This is a genomic window from Chitinimonas sp. BJB300, assembly GCF_002735695.1.
In the GTDB taxonomy this organism is placed as follows: Bacteria; Pseudomonadota; Gammaproteobacteria; order Burkholderiales; family Chitinimonadaceae; genus Chitinimonas.
The window spans coordinates 24197-41621 of the sequence record NZ_PDZH01000014.1; the positions used below are offsets into that span (position 1 = coordinate 24197).

A 17425-nucleotide genomic window follows, 5' to 3' on the forward strand; every position below is an offset into this window, starting at 1 on the left:
TTTTCAATGCCATATTGCCGACGCGCAACAGACTTTAGACAGGTTCTTACGACAATCGCTCGGCTAGTCCGCTGCCCCGCTTGGTTTCCCGCCCCAGCCCGGCCGCCAGCGTCGTGCCGGAACCCCATAACATGACGGCCCCGCGTGCCCGGGTCAGTGCCGTGTAGACCAAGCTGCGATTCAACACCGCGGCCTCCTCATCGGGCAGCAGCAACCAAACCTGCGCAAACTCAGAGCCCTGGGATTGATGCACCGTCAACGCAAAAGCCGTGTCGTGCGCCGGCAAGCGGGCGGGCGCCAACGCACGCCACCCCTCGCCACTGGGAAACACCACCCGTAATCCATCAGGCCCAGCCAGGGTGATGCCGACGTCACCATTGGCCAAACCCAGTGTGGTTTCGTTGGCGCGCACAATCACCGGCCGGCCGGCATACCACGGTTTGCGCCGTATATCCTGTTGCAGCAAGCGGGTTTCAATCAGCCGGTTGACAGCCGCCACGCCTGCGGGCCCTTCGCGTACGGCGCACAGCAGCCGTAACCGATTAAATGCAGCAAATGCGCGGCCAACATCCCCTTCGCCAACAGCATGGCGGTAGTCAGCAAGGCTGGGTTCCAGCTTGGCCAGCATAACGGGCAACCACTCGGCTACACGGCCCGCTTGCCAAGCCACATCGGTATAGCCAGCGCGTAGGACTGCCAAGGCAGTTTGTACGTCACCCGCGTTGGCGCAGCGCGCCAACGCGCCAATGCCGCTGTCCGCCCCGAAACGGTGGCTATGGGTCAGCAAAGCGATGCCATCGCTCAGCGGCGTCGATACCAAGCCCGCCGTTCGCTTTGCACCACTGGCTGCCGCCAAACGTGCCGCTCCTTCCGGCGTATGGCCCGCCAGCCGCACCAGTTCGGCAAACGCGCTGCCAGCCTCTACTGATGCCAGCTGGTCGCGGTCGCCCAGCATGATCAACCGCGCATGCGCAGGCAGCGCCTGCAGCAAGCGACGGAACAGCGCCAAGTCGATCATCGAGGCTTCATCCACCACCAGGGCATCAAGCGCCAGGGGGTTGTCCAGCCCATGCCGGGGTGTAGCCGAATCGGGCCGATAACCCAGCAGACGATGCAAAGTCTGCGCGTGGTTTGGCAGCGCTGCCTGGGTAACCAAATCCAGGCCCAGTTGCTGCTTCGCGCCTTCCAGCGCTTCAACCATCCGCGCCGCTGCCCGCCCGGTTGGGGCCGCCAGCACGATGCGGCTATCTGGCTCCAATTGCACCAAGGCGGCAAGCACCTTGGCTACCGTGGTGGTCTTGCCTGTGCCAGGGCCACCTGAAATCAAGGAAATCCGGTTCAACAATGCCGTGGCTGCCGCCAAACGCTGGCCATCATCAGCCGTTGCGCCGGCAAATAAAGGCGTCAACACCTTGCGGATTACTTCAGGGCTCAACGCAGTCGGGCCGGCACGCTGGCGCAGCATGTCGGCCAACCCTTGCTCATCGGCCCACAGCCTCGCCAGATACAACTTACCGCCATCGAGTATCAACGGGGCAAAACTGCCGGGGCCGGCGACAAAACCACTGCTTTGCAATGCAGTACGCCACGTCGGCCAATCGGGCAATATTTCGCCATTCCAATATCGACCCGCTTCAGCCTGCAAATCTACGCAAACATGGCCCTCAGCAGCGCGACTGGTAACCAAACCGGCACCCAGCAAAGCAGCCTCGCCCGCCATCGGGAAATGCTCGGCCAGCCATGCAACTAACTCGGCAGCAAAAGGGGGCAAGGTGGCGGTATTCATTGCGTCGTACCGCATAATAAGGTTTCCAAGGCGTGGATCAGCGCCACGGTAGGCCGATAACGCCACACGCCCCCCTGCGGCATACCCCGTAGAAACAAATAGAGCGCGCCACCAAAGTCACGTTCGTAGTCATACCCCGGCTTGCGCCAGCGCAAATAACGGTGCAGCGCCACGCAGTAAATCAACGCCTGCAAATAGTAGTGCTCCTCGGCCATCGCCGCTTCGAGCTTGGCTGGGCCATAGCCGCCGAGGCGATTCGATTTCCAGTCCAGCACATAATGGCGACCATCCAACTCGCAAACGAGGTCGATAAAGCCTTTCAAATAGCCCGCGCCCACCTCTGCGCTAAGGCTGGCTGCAGCCTGGGCAAATACGGGTGGCATGCCATGCGCCGGCTCGGCCAATATCGCAGCCAGTCGAGCCCAGGCAAATGGCTGCAGTCGGTAGGTGAATTCCAGTTCGATCAAACATTGCTGGCGTGGTAAACCGAACAAGCTGCGGCCTTGTTCCGTCACCGGCGCAGACAGGGTGGCCTCCACCAGATCAGCCGCCATGCTCGCCCAACCCGCTTCAAAACCATGCGCCAGCAAATGCTTGCGGGCGAGGGCTTCAAGCTTGCTGCGGTCGCGGCTGCAAAAATCCCAGGTTTCGAACAAGGTATGCAGACAAATACCCGCGCGCGGCCCGGCTGGGAAAGTATCGAATGGCCCGGCCTGATCCAAGTCCAGCAACCAGGGCTCACGGGGGTGGGCATCGTAATCAGGCTGCTCGGCATGCACACCAGCGGTAAGGGCGGAAAAACTGCTCATACGCCACTGCCAGCTCAACCGGCGCGTCAACCGTGCCAATTGCGTGTCGATGGGCATCGGCGCTTGCGATACAGGCAGTGCATCGGCCTCAGGCAGCGCAGTTGTCCAACCCATCACCGTGGTGTCTCCGACCTGCGCAATCAGCGCATCCACCTCTGCCTGCAACTCAGCCGCATTGCGGTCTCGCTCTACCCCGCCGGCCAATAACCAGCCAAGCGCCGAGCTGGATAGATCGCTCACCTCGCCCCACGCGATAAAACAGGCACTCTTTGGCCGGGTTAACGCCACATACAAAAGCCGCAGCTTTTCGGCCAGCTTTTCCTGCCTGGCCGCAGCGCGTCGCTCGGCAAAACGGCTCGAGCCGAAGTCGAGCACATTGCCATCACCTTCATGGCACAACGCCAAAGTTTCGCCCTGCTTGAACAGCGCACCTTCCCACAAAAAGGGGCAGAACACGACGGGGTACTCCAGGCCCTTAGATGCGTGAATGGTCACCAACCTTACCCGGCTGGCGTCACTTTCCAAACGCATCAACCGACCATCGTTTTCACCACTCGAATCTGCCAATGCGTTGCGGTACCACGTCAACAACGGCGCAAGGCCCGGTCGTTCGCGCCGGGTCAGTTCAATCAGCTCGAACAGGTGCAGCAGGTTAGTCAACCGGCGCTCGCCATCACGCCATGCGGCAATGCGTTCGGCACAGCCGCTTTCAATCAACCACGCATTCAGGGCGGCCATCGCACCACGGCTATGCAGCAACTGCTGCCAGCGGCGAAACTCGGCCAGCGTCGCTTCCCAGGCGGTTTCATCGTGCAGACGGGCATACAGGTCGGCTGCGTCCAGACCCATGCTGACTGTCGCCATCGCAGCGCGTACAGCACGCTCGGAAGGCTCAATCAGGGCCGAAAGCAGTTGAAGCAAATCCCGCGCTTCATCCGTGTCGAAAACGCTCTGCTGGCTGAGGCGCACACTGGGCACGCCACGCTCGCTCAAGGCTAGTTGCATGGCTTCCAATTCAGCGTGTGCGCCAGCCAATACGGCAATGTCCCCTCCCTTCAACTGCTGCTCGCCCAAACTGGCTACGCCCGGGGCCAGCAACGCCGCAATACGGTCAGCGCATTTGGCAGCCGCCTGAATGCGCGCCGCACCCTTGCCCAGCGCTGTATCGCCCAACCATTCCCACGCCATGGCAGGCTGTATTTGGCCGCCCACCATCAGCACGGGTTTATCGTCTTCGGCTGCGACAGGGGGGTAATCCAAATCTTTAAGCAAAAAAGGCGTTGCTGACTGGGCAAACAAGCTGCCCACCGCCGCCACCAACGCCGGTGTGCTACGCCGGTTGGTCGCCAAGCTATAACGACGATTCGGGCTGACTTTGGCGCGGGCGGCCAGATAGGAATGCAGCTCGGCCCCACGGAAGGCATAGATGGCCTGCTTGGGGTCGCCCACCAAGAAGACGCTGGCCTGCGCCGGGCTTGGTACGGAATTGAACAAGCGATCAAAAATCCGGAACTGCAGCGGGTCGGTATCCTGGAATTCATCGATCAACGCGGCGCGGTAACGGTCTTGCAGCGCTATCGTCAGTTGGGCGCTGTTTGGGCCAGCCAGTGCCTGTTCCAATTCCACCAGCAGGTCGTGAAAGCTCATCACCCCCAGCGCCAGCTTGCGCTCGGCTAAACGCTCGGCAAGCTCGCCGATCAACCGGGCATGGGTGGCCGCCAGCCGTGCGACGTACGCTTGCTGCAACGGTAGCGCCGCCTCGATATAGGGTTCGAACAAACGAAATACGGCCGGAACCTCGGCGGGTACCTTCAACGCCTCGGTGAGCTCACGAAAATAAAGGCGGCGGACTTTGCTCTCGGCCTGCCCCGGTGATTTCTCGTCTTCAACCACATCGGGCAAACCATTGCCCGACAGCCACTGACGCCACAAGGCAATCGAGCCCGCAAGCCAGTCCTTGCGATGCGACCCTTTGAATTGTCCCGCTTCCGAACGTGCAGCCAACCATTGCAAGGCGGCCTCGCCATCCCTGGCCCAGGTGGTATGCAATGCGGTGGCGGCTTGTTGAAACCGTACTTCGCTTGCATCGACATCAACACCCACTGGCAGGGCAATACGCAGGTCGCTGTGGCTTAGATAGCCACGCAATAGCTTCAACCAACCTTCCGGCGACTGTTTGTTGGCAATCAACCAGCTCAGCCATGCCGGGCTGGCGGTGGCGATTTCCGCTTTCCAGGCGGCATCGGCGGCTGCCTGTAGCAACTCGGCTTCGTCCGCCAGGAATTCACGCTCCAGCTCCAAGCCCGCCAACAGTGCATGTTCACCCAACGCACGTTGGCAAAAACTGTGGATGGTGAACACTGCGGCAGTATCAAACCCCGACACCGCGGCACGTAGGCGACGCGACGCTTCAAGGCGACCCGCCTCGTCAGTCGCGGCAAGCAGCGCCGCGCAAAAGTCATCGACCGGCTGGTTACGCTCGAAACTATCGGCCAACTGAGCCAAACGGGCGCGAATCCGGCCCCGCAGCTCGGCCGTGGCGGCTTTGGTGTAGGTCACCACCAGAATCTGCTCTGGGCTAAGCGATTGCTCCAGCACCAGCCGTGCATACAACGCGGCTATCGTCCACGTCTTGCCCGTACCGGCGCTGGCCTCGATGAGGTTGAGACCATCCAGCGGCGCGCTCAGGGCATGGAAAACCGCGCTCATGCCAGCTTCCCCCGGGTTTCGTGTGCCAATAACGGTGATAACAATTGCTCGGCGATGGCGGCAAAATCGTCATCAAACGGGGCTTGCCCGCGCCATAGCGCCCGCACACTGTCGAAGTCGCCTTCGCCGGTTTGCTGAGGTGAACCCTCCCAAGCCTTACGTGCATTACTCATGGCACGCTCTGGGCCACCATCACGCTTTGCATTCAAACCCTCGGCATAGGCAAAACCACTGCGAGGCAATAGCGGCAAGGGGCGTTGGTACGTCATGCGATAAGCTGCCAACCAGTCGGCCAGCAAGCCCTGTGCATCAATAGGCGTGGCGTAATCAGCACGTTCAACAAGACCAATCAGCCGGCTCTGCAGCGCGATGCCGGCAGGCTGGCAAATGCACAAAACAAGATGCTGCAACCATGCGCCAATCCGGTCGGCTTCGCGCAATTTGCCGGCGTGGCGCAGACCAAGGCCGGTGCTGTCTAGGCCACGCAAGAGCCCATGCAAGCGCAGGCCCTCAATCTTTAGCTCGACCGGGTATTCCTGCTCGCCAAACTGCCGCCATAACGCCAACGCCGGGCCAAACTGCTGGGCAGCACGCTCAGCCCAGATCTCGCCAGCCAGTCCTTCAGGCAGCAGCGCTGCACCATGGCCGAGCAAAGCGAGGTTCACAACCACATCGGCGTCATCGCCCGCCAGCTGCAACAGGGCGCGCTGGGCTGGGCCATCCAACGCAAATGGTTCTCGGCTTGCCAACGCGGCCTCGCCCCGCGCAAAGCGCACCCCAATCCGGCGCAGGAACCAGCCACTGGCATCACAGGCAAAGGCCAGCAAATCGGCCAAGGCGACATCTTCAATTCGCTCGGCGGGCAAACTGGCGCTCGCCAAGTTGGGTGGCTGGCCACTACCCTGCCCAGCCAAGCGCGCGACACTAGCCCAACGTGGGTCAAACGCCGGCAGTACGGCATCCACCGCAAACTGCTGGGGGGAAAAAGGTTGCAGGGTATGGGTATAGACAACCCGCCGCGCCGCAGGCTGGCCTGTAGCGTCACACCAACCGCTATCAATCGCATCGAGCAAGTCTGCAATCACCGTAGAAGGCGGCAGGGCGACATCACTACGTACATCACGGCCGGTATAGAACAGCAACAGACTCTCGCCGGCGGCCAGCACGGTCTCCAGAAACAGCCAGCGTTCATCCAGCGCACGGGCCCGGTCTCCCCGGCGTGGGTGTCGGGCAATCAGGTCGAAACCATCGGGCTGGCTGTCGCGCGGGAAGCGGCCATCATCCAGCCCCAGCACGGCCACGACGCGGAAAGGTAGATTGCGCATCGGCATCAGCTGGGCAAAAGTCACCCCACCAGTCAGGAAGCCACCTGCGCTGGAACCCGCTTGCAGCGCAGTATTCAACCATTCAAGTACCGCAACCCTACCGACCGGGACATCTACCCCGCTACGCTGAGCCAACTCGCCCAATTCCACCAAGGCGGCACGCAGCGTATCGAGCGCAGGCAGGTCCGCTTCGCTTTCCACAAACCAACGCCCGAGCCAACCAGCTAGTAATTGCGACCATTCCACCAAGGAGCGTGGCCGGCTCAAAGCATCTTGCCAGCGCGACAGGGTGCGAACAAAGCGACTCAGCCCCGCCACCTGGGTTGCAAACCGCAAATCCAGGTCCGCCACCGGCACCAAACCGGCAAACAGGGGTAACTGCGGTACAGCACCATCAGGTGCCACATCGCTAGGCATGGCCACCCCCAGCAGCAGTCGGCCAATACCCGCCTGCCAGCTAAAGGCATCACCCTGGCGGCCACGCCGAATGCCTGCTGCGGCTATCCAGTCGTGCAACAGCGGTAAATCTTCTGCCTCCAGGCCAAAACTGGCCGCCAACGCCGGCATTTCCAACAAGGCAGCCAATCGGTCGGCCTCCCAATCGGTATCGGGCAGGCGCAATAGCTCCAGCCAGCCTTCCAGCAAGGGTGAGGCAGCCAAGCCACCTTTATCGGCTACCGCATAGGGTAGTGATGGCTCGCCCTGGCCAAATACTGCGTCGATGTAAGGCGAATAGCTGTCGATATCGGGACACAGCACCACAATATCGGCCGGCTGCAAGCTGTGGTCAGCCTGCAAGCGCGCCAACAGCGCATCCTTGAGTGTCTCGACCTGGCGCAGCGGGCTGTGGCAGGCGTGGACAGCAAGGCTCTGATCGTCGCTGCCCAACAGCAACGCGGGACGTGCCTGCAGGGTAAGTACATCGTATTGCAACTGTTTTAGCAGGCTGGCGGGGGGTGGCGTCTCGTCAAACAGGTTGGTCAGTGCATCAACCGCCGCGAGTTCGTCGAAAAACACCCGCCCCTGTGCACCCCAAGCGGCCAGCAACCGTTCGCCCACACCTTGGGCATCGGCACGACTGGTGATATCGCCCCAAGGCGCATTGCTGGGGTTGAGGGCAAACAAGGCTACATCAATGCGTTCGGCTAGTGCCTGCAAGATCTGTAGCAACAATGGCGGCAGGCTGCTGCTGCCAAACAACACAATTCGCTCGGGCAAATCCAAGGGGGCTGGGTCGTGCAAGCGGTCGATCAACGATTGCATCAAATCAGCACGGTGGGCGCTGCTCCGGTCGAGCGCCAGCTTACGCCAAAGTGCCATCTGCCATGCTTCGTCCTGCCCCAGGCCCAGAGCATGGCCGGCCTCCCAGCTTTGCAGCCAATCGGGGCGATAAACCAGATATTGGTCGAATACATCGGCAATACGGGTAGCCAACCGCCAACGCCGCCGCTCGGAAAGGTATTCGTGCTGCGGACCTTCAGCGCCCCCACCCACTAAAGATTTGGGACTATGCACCGACAGATAGCCCGCCAGCCCAGTGGGGGGCTCAGCCAGCATCACGTGCAAACGCCAAGAAAGCGCGTCGCTGCCAAACGGGCCGCTGCGCGGTTGCGGACCAAGAACGGTTTCAATCAACTGCCACAAAAACCCGGCCGGCAATGGAAAGTCCACATTGGCGCAGACACCAAACTGCTCGGCAATCTTCAAACTCAGCCAACGCCCCATGCCACGGGCCTGGACGATAATCGTCTCGCGCGCATAGACATTGGCAGGAGGCACCGACAACACGCCTTGCAACAGGCTGGCCAAGGTGTCTAGGCGATTGGATTGATAGAGGTGCAGCACGGCTCGGGCAGGCTTGGAAGAATGCCGGCGATGATACCTGCCGCCAAGGTGGGCCTAGATAAGTTTTGTGATAATGCCCACGGTAACAAGCCACATACACAGAACTTGCGGGGCGATAGCCTGCTCAACAAACCCAGTAAGCATTGCAATACATGAGGATTTAAAGCAACACATCTGCCCCGCCACGTTGGCTTGTACAGATCATCGGCTAGCGCAGATGCCCCGATCCAAACTACCCGATTACCCTCGCGGGCAGCAGCAGTGCAAACCTAGTGATAAGTTCAAGTAGAATCGACGTTTTACATCGTCCCGTCACCGTCTCCTGCTGAGCGAATCTGCTTGCCGGATCGGCGACTACTTAGCGAGCGCTTGTCACGATGCTGACCTTCCAGCAAATCATTCTTACTCTGCAGAAATACTGGGGCGACTACGGTTGCGTGCTCTTGCAACCTTACGACTGCGAAGTCGGTGCGGGTACCTTCCATACCGCCACCTTCCTGCGTGCCCTGGGGCCCGAACCCTGGAACGCCGCCTATGTGCAGCCTTCGCGCCGCCCCAAGGATGGCCGTTATGGCGAGAACCCCAACCGCTTGTTCCAGCACCACCAGTTTCAGGTGGCGCTCAAACCCAGCCCAGACAATATCCAGGATCTTTACCTCGGTTCGCTGAAAGCACTGGGGCTGGACCCCACCTTACACGACATCCGCTTTGTGGAAGACGACTGGGAAAGCCCAACATTAGGCGCGTGGGGCCTGGGCTGGGAAGTCTGGCTCAATGGCATGGAAGTCACCCAGTTCACCTACTTCCAGCAGGTAGGCGGGTTGGACTGCAAGCCTGTGCTCGGTGAGATCACCTACGGGTTGGAACGGCTGGCGATGTACCTGCAGAATACAGAGAACGTCTACGACCTGATCTGGACGCATTTGCCCGACGACACGCCTGTCACTTATGGCAATGTGTTCTACCAGAACGAGGTCGAACAATCGAAGTATGCTTTCGAACACTCGAATGTCGAGTTGCTGTTCAAGCAATTCAACGACTATGAAAGCGAAGCCATGCGTCTTCTGGCAGCACAAGTGCCGCTGGCAGGCTATGAAATGATTATGAAGGCCAGCCATACCTTCAATCTGCTCGATGCACGCGGCGCCATCTCGGTAACCGAGCGGGCAGCCTATATTGGCCGTATCCGTACCCTGTCGCGCGGCGTGGCTCAGGCTTATTACGATGCCCGTGCCGCACTGGGTTTCCCCATGTTGAAGAAGGACTAGGTTGCCATGAAAACTGCCGCTGCACTGCTCCTGACCCTCGGTCTTGCCGCATGTGGCGGCAGTTACATGAATACCAAAAACGCTGAACCGCCGACACCAGCACCCGAAGACAAAGAAGCCGACTGGCGCTTGTATGGCCAGCTACCTGACGTTGAAACCAAGGTCGATTTCAACAGTATCGAAACCGACGATGCCGATGGCTACAACGAACCGCTGGTATATGTGTGGGTGTTGCGTACTTTCAAGGAAGACCAGCAATCTGATTTCAAAGACGAGGACGACTACCGCAAGGAATACGACCGCTTTGCAATCCAGTGCGCCAAGGGCGAAATGGCAGGCATCGCTGTTGAACGGCGTGACAAGGAAGATTACGAAACCAGTCGTCGCGACGTACCGGGGTTTCAGTGGGTATTCGAACCAACCGGTACCGACAACTACAAGGCTGATTTCCTGCGCCAGGTCTGCGGGCTCGCCAAACAGAAGGACGCTGCTGATTCCAAGGGATAAGCGCAGCCCAAGCCACGCAACGTATAACGGCTCAGCCCGAATCTAGATCAACCCAATAAGGCGCCCGCCGGCAGCCTTGCAGTGAAAAAAGAAGTTTTATGAGCCAAACGTTATTGATTGAACTGTTCACCGAAGAACTGCCACCCAAGGCCTTGCCACGCTTGGCAGCCTCATTTGCCGAAACCATCAGCAGCGAATTGAAGAAACTGGGTTTCGCCGCAGCCGATGCTGCCGTGGTCAACTACGCCAGCCCCCGCCGGCTGGCCGTCACCGTGGCCAATGTCACCGCCATACAGCCCGACCGCCTGGTGGAAAAGAAAGGCCCCACTGTCGCTGCGGGTTACAAGGAAGGCCATCCCAGCCCCGCATTGCTGGGCTTTGCCCGCTCGGTTGGCCTGGGCGCCGATCAGCTCAATAAACTGGAAAAAGCCAGCGACGGCAAGCAGGATGTCTTCATCTATCGCGCCGAAAAGAAAGGCGAGCCACTGGCGGCGCACCTGGCTGGCATCGTCACCGAAGCACTGAAGAAACTGCCTGCTCCCAAGCTGATGCGCTGGAGCAACCGCGATAGCCAATTCATCCGCCCAGTGCACGGCTTGGTGATGCTGCACGGCAGCGATGTGGTCGCCGGCGAAGTGTTGGGGTTCCAATCCGGTCGAGTCACTGGTGGGCATCGCTTCCTGTCGCAAGGCCCAGTCGAAATCGCCAACGCCGATGCCTACGCCGACACCCTGCGCGACAAAGGCAAGGTAATGGCGAGCTTTGATGTGCGCCGCGCCACCATCAAGCAAAAGCTCGATGAAATGGCGGCGAAGCGCGCTTGCAGCTATGCCGGTGGCGACGCGCTGATCGACGAAGTGACGGCATTGGTCGAATGGCCTATCGCCTTGGAAGGCAGCTTCGATGAAGCCTTCCTCAAGATACCGCAGGAATGCTTGATCCTGACCATGCAGCAAAACCAGAAGTACTTTCCGCTGCTGGATGCGCAAGGCAAGCTGACCCATCACTACCTGATTGTTTCGAACCTCGAAACCGCCGACCCCAGCCACATCATCAACGGCAATGGCCGCGTGCTGCGTGCACGACTTTCGGACGCCAAGTTCTTCTACGAGCAAGACCAGAAGCACCGCCTGTACAGCCGTGTCACCCGCCTTGCCAATGTTGTCTATCACAACAAGATCGGCAGCCAGCTCGAGCGCGTACAACGTCTGGAAACCATTGCTGCCACCATCGCAGGCTTGCTGGGCGCCGATACTGAACTAGCCAAACGCGCCGCCCACCTGGCCAAAGCCGATCTATTAACCGATATGGTCGGCGAGTTCCCTGAATTACAGGGCATCATGGGTACTTACTACGCCCGGTTGGATGACGAAGATGCGGCCGTTGCCGCTGCCATCGAAGGCCATTACCACCCCCGATTCGCCGGCGACACCCTGCCGGAAAGCGCCATAGCTCAAGCCGTTTCCCTGGCCGACAAGCTGGAAACACTAGTAGGCATCTGGGGCATTGGCCTTATCCCGACCGGCGACAAAGACCCGTTTGCCCTGCGCCGTGCTGCCCTCGGTGTATTGCGAATGTTGGTGGAAGCCCGCCTGCCGCTGGATTTAAAGGACCTGCTGGCAAAAACGGCAGCGACATTCCCGGCAGGCGTTGTGGCGGCAAATACGGTGGATGGCGTGTTCGGCTTCATGCTCGAACGCTTGAAGCACCTGCTGGCGGCTGACTTTCCAGCCGCAGATATTGAAGCCGTATTGTTTGATACCCCCAGCCGCTTTGATGAACTGAACCTTCGCTTGTCGGCCGTCGCCGAGTTCAAGGCACTGCCGGAAGCCGCAGCATTAGCCGCTGCCAATAAGCGCATTCGCAACATCCTGAAGAAGAACGTCGTCGAAGGTACACCGCTACCTGCTATCAGCGTTACGCTGCTGGTGGAAGCTGCCGAACGTGATTTGAATGGTGCGCTTACCACGCTGCAAGCGCCGGTAAAGGCTGCGCTGGCCGCGCATGACTACACCAGTGCCCTCAAGCAGCTGGCAGGCTTGCGCGCCCCGGTAGATGCTTTCTTCGACAGCGTAATGGTGATGGCCGAAGATGCTGCCGTACGTGGCAACCGCTTGGCCTTGCTGGCAACACTGAGTGAGTTGATGAACCAAGTGGCGGACATTTCGCTGCTAGCCGACTGACCCCCGGTGCAGCATGCGGGCTAGGGCATTCCGCCCAACGCCGCATGCTTCATCATAACGACCGACACTGCCATGAAAATCGTCATCCTCGACCGCGACGGCGTTATCAACCAAGACCGCGACGATTTTGTGAAGTCACCCGCCGAGTGGGTGCCCATCAATGGCAGTCTGGAAGCCATTGCCCTGCTCAACCATGTGGGCTGGCGGGTGGTGATTGCCACCAACCAGTCCGGCATCGGGCGTGGCTTTTTTGGTATGGCCGAGCTCAACGCCATGCACGAAAAACTGCACCGCTTGTTGGCCGGTGTAGGGGGAAGGGTCGATGCGATCTTCTTCTGCCCGCATACGGCAGATATGGAATGCGCCTGCCGTAAGCCCAAGCCGGGCATGTACCGCGACATTGCCCAGCGTTTCGATGTACGGCTGGAAAAAGCCGTTGTGGTGGGCGATAGCCTGCGTGACTTGGAAGCAGCCGAAGCTGTGGGCGCACAATCCATATTGGTGCGCACCGGCAAAGGTGAGAAGACCCTGGCCCAAGGTGGTCTGCCACCCGATACCAAAGTGTTCTACGACCTGATGGAAGCTGTGCTCGACCTCATCGGCCAAGAGGAATCGTAAATGCTGTGGCTACGCTCTGCGCTGTATATGACCGGATGGGCGTTGAATACTGTGCTTTGCGCCATTGCCTGCATGCTGGCCCTGCCCCTGCCTTATAAAGTGCGTTACCGTGTGATCAGCTACTGGTGCTGGTTTGGCGTGTGGTGGCTGGGCTTCACCTGTGGGCTGAAGGGGCGGGTAATCGGCCAGGAAAACCTACCGCCCAAAGCCGCAGTGGTGATGAGCAAACACCAGTCTGCCTTCGAAACCATGGCGCTGCAAACCATGCTACCGCTTACCGTATGGGTGGTGAAACGCGAACTGCTTTGGATTCCGTTTTTTGGCTGGGGCATGTGGAGCCTGCGGCCGATTGCGCTGGACCGTTCGCAACCACACGAAGCCAGCCGCCAACTTATCCGGCAGGGTAAAGAAAGGCTGGCGCAAGGCGCGTGGATCGTCATATTCCCCGAGGGCACCCGCGTACCAGCCGGTAAGCGTGGACATTACAAGTATGGCGGTGCGCGCGTCGCGTGCAAGGCCGGTGTGCCGGTGATTCCGGTAGCGGTCAACTCTGGGGAGTTCTGGCCCCGCAACAGCTTTTTGAAATACCCTGGTGAAATCACCGTTTCGATTGGCCCGCCCATTTCCACAGCCAACAAGAGTACCGATCAGGTAGGTCGGGAAGTGGAAACCTGGATTGAAGCCGAAATGGAGCGCATCAGCGGGGTAGGCCCCTGCTGGCCAGCTGCCCGTAAATTAACAGACTCCCATAGCAATGCGCTCGCAGGCTGAAGATCGCCGACTGTTCACCGTAGAGGGCCGCGCTGTCAGCGTGCAGCTGAAACGTTCGGCCCGCCGCAGCGTAGGCCTGAAGATAAACCAGAACGGCTTGGTTGTTACGGTTCCTACCCGCTTTCCACTCACCGAACTGGACGGCATCCTGCACCGCAAAGCAAGTTGGATTATCAGCCGGCTCGATGCCATTGCTGAATGCCAACCCACTTCTCCTTTGGCAGGCGACAGCCAAATTGAATGGCTGGGCGAGGCGCGAAGTCTGGCATTGGGCTTCAAGCGCGCCAGCGTGGAAGCTGATGCATTGCATCTGACTGCCACCGTCGACGAGGCAATTCCTCAAGCGCTGGAAAAACTCATGCGCCGCGAAGCACGCAGCTTTTTGGCGGAACGCTTGGCACTGTGGGCTGACCGGCTGGACTTGCAATACAGCGCATTCAAACTATCCAGCGCCGGAACCCGTTGGGGCAGTTGTACCGCGCATGGGGTAATCCGGCTGAACTGGCGATTGATGCAAGCACCGCTCGGCGTGCTCGACTACGTAGTCATCCACGAGCTGTGCCATCTGGTTGAGTTGAACCACTCACCACGGTTTTGGGACTTGGTCTCGAATGCCTGCCCAGACTGGAAGCAAAAACGCGAATGGCTGAAACATAACGGCAGCCGCTATTTCGCATGGTGAGCAGTATTCCTACTTATCCACAGTAGTGGGCAACAAGCGCCCTTTGTCGTGATCGCACAACGTAAATCCAACATCACACACAAAATATGGAAATAGGGGTAGATACAGTGTCCAGGCTTTGGAATACTACAAATCGATGTTGCGCCGGGCTAGACACCCAAAACCGTGCCGGCTACGCCAGTTAACTGTTAGGCCCTGTAATCAATAGGCTGACAATCAGTGCTGACGTACTGCACTGGGTTACCACTCCCAGCACCATTGCATTCCGTACCAGCCCTCCATAAGGCGGCTGGTCCGGATACGGCCTCTCACGAGGTGGCCGTAGCCCCCACCCGCGGTACTACATGCCGCACTGTCTCCCGCACCCTCGAATTTACTTGCTTCCCTAACTGTCGCCACTTGCCTGTTTACAGCGATCTGCCGCGTAACGCTTCATGACAAACAGCCTCCGTAGGAGGCTGTCCAGTTGCTGCCAACGGTTTAAGAACCTGTTCTAAGCCAGCCGCCAAGCCACGGTCTCGCCAGCACGTAACGGCACCAGTGTGTCGCCCGCCACATAAGGCAGTTCGGTCGGCACGGGTGTTGCCTCCTTCACCAGGGTGATCGTGTCAGGATTGGCTGGCAAACCATAGAACAGTGGGCCGAAACGGCTTGCGAAGCCTTCCAGCTTATCCAAGGCCCCCACTGCATCGAATGCCTCTGCGTACAGTTCAATGCCGTTGTTGGCGGTATACATGCCGGCGCAGCCACATGCCGCTTCCTTGGTCGATTTGCCATGCGGGGCACTGTCGGTGCCCAGGAAGAATTTCGGACTGCCGCTAACCACCATGTCCATTAGCGCCTCACGGTGAGTTTCGCGCTTGAGCACCGGCAAACAGTAATGGTGGGGGCGGATACCACCCTGAAACAGCGCATTGCGATTCATCAACAAATGGTGTGCCGTAATGGTCGCCGCCACATTCTCACCCGCGCTCCAAACAAAATTAGCGGCCTGCTTGGTGGTGATATGTTCGAAAACCACCTTCAGGTTGGGCAGCTTTTCCAGCAGGGGTTTCATCACACGGTCAATGAACGCAGTTTCACGATCGAACACATCCACTGTGGGGTCAGTGACCTCACCATGTACCAGCAAAGGCACACCCAACTCAGCCATAGCCGCCAAGGTGGGCATGGCTTTGTTGATGTCGGTAAGGCCCGCATCGGAATTGGTGGTGGCCCCTGCCGGATAAAGCTTGATCGCCTTCACAAAACCGCTGGCCTTGACCTTGGCTATCTCCTCTGGCGGCGTCACATCGGTAAGATAAAGCGTCATCAACGGTTCAAAGGTCATGCCGACTGGGACTGCCGCCAGAATGCGTGTGCGGTAAGCGGCGGCCTCTTCCACCGTACGTACTGGCGGCTTGAGGTTGGGCATGACAATCGCACGGCCAAATCGACGGGCTGTGTCGGGCAATACCGCCTTCAGCGCATCACCATCTCGCAGGTGCAGGTGCCAATCGTCGGGGCGAATCAAGGTGAGTTGCGTCATCGGATAGTCCAGGGAAAGCAGGGAAACAGTTAGCGGCGAGTCAGCCAGAACAGGAACTTGCCCTCGCGTTGCTCTTGGTGGCTCAGCGCATGCCCTGTCTGGCGACAAAATGCCTCGAAGTCGCTGGGGGTGCCGGGGTCGGTGCAAATCAACTGCAACACGGTGCCGCTGGGTAGGTCAGCCAGCGCTTTCTTGGCGCGCAAGATAGGCAAAGGACAGTTCAGGCCGGACAGGTCGACGGTGAGATTGGCTTCAGGGGCGCTCATGGCAGGCTCGCAAAAGAAAACTGGCGTTATTTTACCCGTAGGTGAACTGTAAGCGTGGTTCCCGTCTCAAAACTTACCCCATCCACACAGTTGGTTGAGCCCGCAAGCCAGCCGTATCATATCGGCTCAGCCTATGAGGACACCGTCCATGACCGAACGCAGCGAACTCTATCCCGCCATTGAACCGAATCGCAGCGGCATGCTGCACATCGATGACGTCCACACCCTGTACTGGGAGGAGTCGGGCAATCCCAAAGGGGTGCCTGTACTTTTCCTGCACGGCGGCCCGGGTGCCGGTGCAAGCCCCAAGCACAGACAATTCTTCGATCCTGCTTTTTACCGCATCGTTATTTTTGACCAGCGTGGCGCAGGCCGTTCCGCGCCTGTGGGGGAGCTACGCGACAACACTACGCAGCACTTGATTGCCGATATCGAATACCTACGCGAAATGCTTAGCGTGGAAAAGTGGCTGATTTTCGGTGGTTCATGGGGATCAACCCTAGCGCTTGCCTACGGTGAGGCTCATCCGGATCGCTGCCTTGGCTTCGTACTGCGCGGTATCTTCCTATGCCGCCAGTGGGAAATCGATTGGTTCATGCGCGGCATGCGTCAGTTCTTCCCCGAGGCGTGGCAACGTTTCGCGGGTTACCTACCGGAGAATGAACGCGACAATCTCCTCGGCAACTTCCATACCTACCTGAATAACCCAGACCCCGCCGTGCATATGCCAGCGGCCAAGATCTGGAGCGTATATGAAGGTGAATGCGTCACGCTCCTCCCCGATCCCGCTGTCCAGGCCAACTATGGTGCTGACGTCGTTGCATTGGGTGTCGGGCGTATTGAAGCACATTACTTCGTCAACCATATCTTCCTGCCTGAGAACGATCTGCTGGCGCAAATCGGCAAGATCAACCACCTGCCCATGATCACCGTCCAAGGCCGCTATGATGTAGCGTGCCCACCGGTTTCTGCATGGGAACTCCATCAGGCATGGCCGGGCTCGACGTTGGAAATCGTGCAGGATGCCGGCCATTCTGCGTGGGAGCCGGGCATTACCCAGGGGCTGGTGAAGGCTTGCGAGAGAATGAAGAAAATACTCGCATAAAGGTCTGATAATGTTCCATGAAA

General features: G+C 59.2%; 12 protein-coding genes. 7 read left to right on the forward strand and 5 right to left on the reverse strand.

Translation table 11 applies throughout. From position 1 onward, the window contains the following. Window positions 1-46: 46 nt before the first annotated feature. From recD to recC, 3 genes are read right to left on the reverse strand one after another with little or no spacing between them, the layout of a single operon-like run. Entirely contained in the window at window positions 47-1801 is a 1755-nt protein-coding gene (gene recD, locus CSQ89_RS03935; protein ID WP_099404885.1) for an exodeoxyribonuclease V subunit alpha, read from the reverse strand. Then, window positions 1783-5304 carry an exodeoxyribonuclease V subunit beta gene (gene recB, locus CSQ89_RS03940; protein ID WP_099404886.1) on the reverse strand — a complete coding sequence of 1174 codons (3522 nt, stop codon included), beginning with the start codon at window positions 5302-5304 and terminating at the stop codon, window positions 1783-1785. The genes recD and recB overlap by 19 nt, the downstream gene beginning before the upstream one ends. Continuing rightward, a complete protein-coding gene (recC, locus tag CSQ89_RS03945; RefSeq protein ID WP_099404887.1) occupies window positions 5301-8474 on the reverse strand; it encodes an exodeoxyribonuclease V subunit gamma in 3174 nt (1057 codons plus the stop codon). The genes recB and recC overlap by 4 nt, the downstream gene beginning before the upstream one ends. A gap of 377 nt (window positions 8475-8851) precedes the next feature. Between recC and glyQ the strand changes: the two genes are divergently transcribed. The 6 genes from glyQ (at window position 8852) to CSQ89_RS03975 (ending at window position 14503) form a co-directional block, all read left to right on the forward strand. Further along, on the forward strand, window positions 8852-9742 hold the full coding sequence (glyQ, locus tag CSQ89_RS03950) for a glycine--tRNA ligase subunit alpha (RefSeq protein WP_099404888.1): 891 nt from the start codon (window positions 8852-8854) through the stop codon (window positions 9740-9742). Between the two features lie 6 nt (window positions 9743-9748). Next, window positions 9749-10249: a hypothetical protein gene (locus CSQ89_RS03955; RefSeq protein ID WP_099404889.1), complete on the forward strand. Its 501-nt coding sequence runs from the start codon at window positions 9749-9751 to the stop codon at window positions 10247-10249. Between the two features lie 98 nt (window positions 10250-10347). Further along, entirely contained in the window at window positions 10348-12432 is a 2085-nt protein-coding gene (gene glyS, locus CSQ89_RS03960; RefSeq protein ID WP_099404890.1) for a glycine--tRNA ligase subunit beta, read from the forward strand. 72 nt (window positions 12433-12504) lie between these two features. Further along, window positions 12505-13050: a D-glycero-beta-D-manno-heptose 1,7-bisphosphate 7-phosphatase gene (gene gmhB, locus CSQ89_RS03965; protein ID WP_099404891.1), complete on the forward strand. Its 546-nt coding sequence runs from the start codon at window positions 12505-12507 to the stop codon at window positions 13048-13050. Further along, window positions 13051-13821: a lysophospholipid acyltransferase family protein gene (locus tag CSQ89_RS03970; protein WP_099404892.1), complete on the forward strand. Its 771-nt coding sequence runs from the start codon at window positions 13051-13053 to the stop codon at window positions 13819-13821. Continuing rightward, window positions 13805-14503, forward strand: a complete 699-nt coding sequence (locus tag CSQ89_RS03975) for a M48 family metallopeptidase (protein WP_099404893.1) — start codon at window positions 13805-13807, stop codon at window positions 14501-14503. Before CSQ89_RS03970 ends, CSQ89_RS03975 begins: the two co-directional genes overlap by 17 nt. Before the next feature lie 493 nt (window positions 14504-14996). Here the strand turns inward: CSQ89_RS03975 and pyrC are convergent, their stop codons facing one another. Beyond that, window positions 14997-16031, reverse strand: coding sequence for a dihydroorotase (gene pyrC / locus CSQ89_RS03980; protein WP_099404894.1), 1035 nt, complete (start codon window positions 16029-16031; stop codon window positions 14997-14999). A gap of 29 nt (window positions 16032-16060) precedes the next feature. Next, window positions 16061-16297 (reverse strand): sulfurtransferase TusA family protein, encoded by a 237-nt coding sequence (locus CSQ89_RS03985; protein WP_099404895.1) that lies wholly within the window; start codon window positions 16295-16297, stop codon window positions 16061-16063. A 148-nt stretch (window positions 16298-16445) separates the two neighbouring features. Between CSQ89_RS03985 and pip the strand changes: the two genes are divergently transcribed. Then, window positions 16446-17402: a prolyl aminopeptidase gene (gene pip, locus CSQ89_RS03990; protein ID WP_099404896.1), complete on the forward strand. Its 957-nt coding sequence runs from the start codon at window positions 16446-16448 to the stop codon at window positions 17400-17402. Window positions 17403-17425 lie beyond the last annotated feature (23 nt).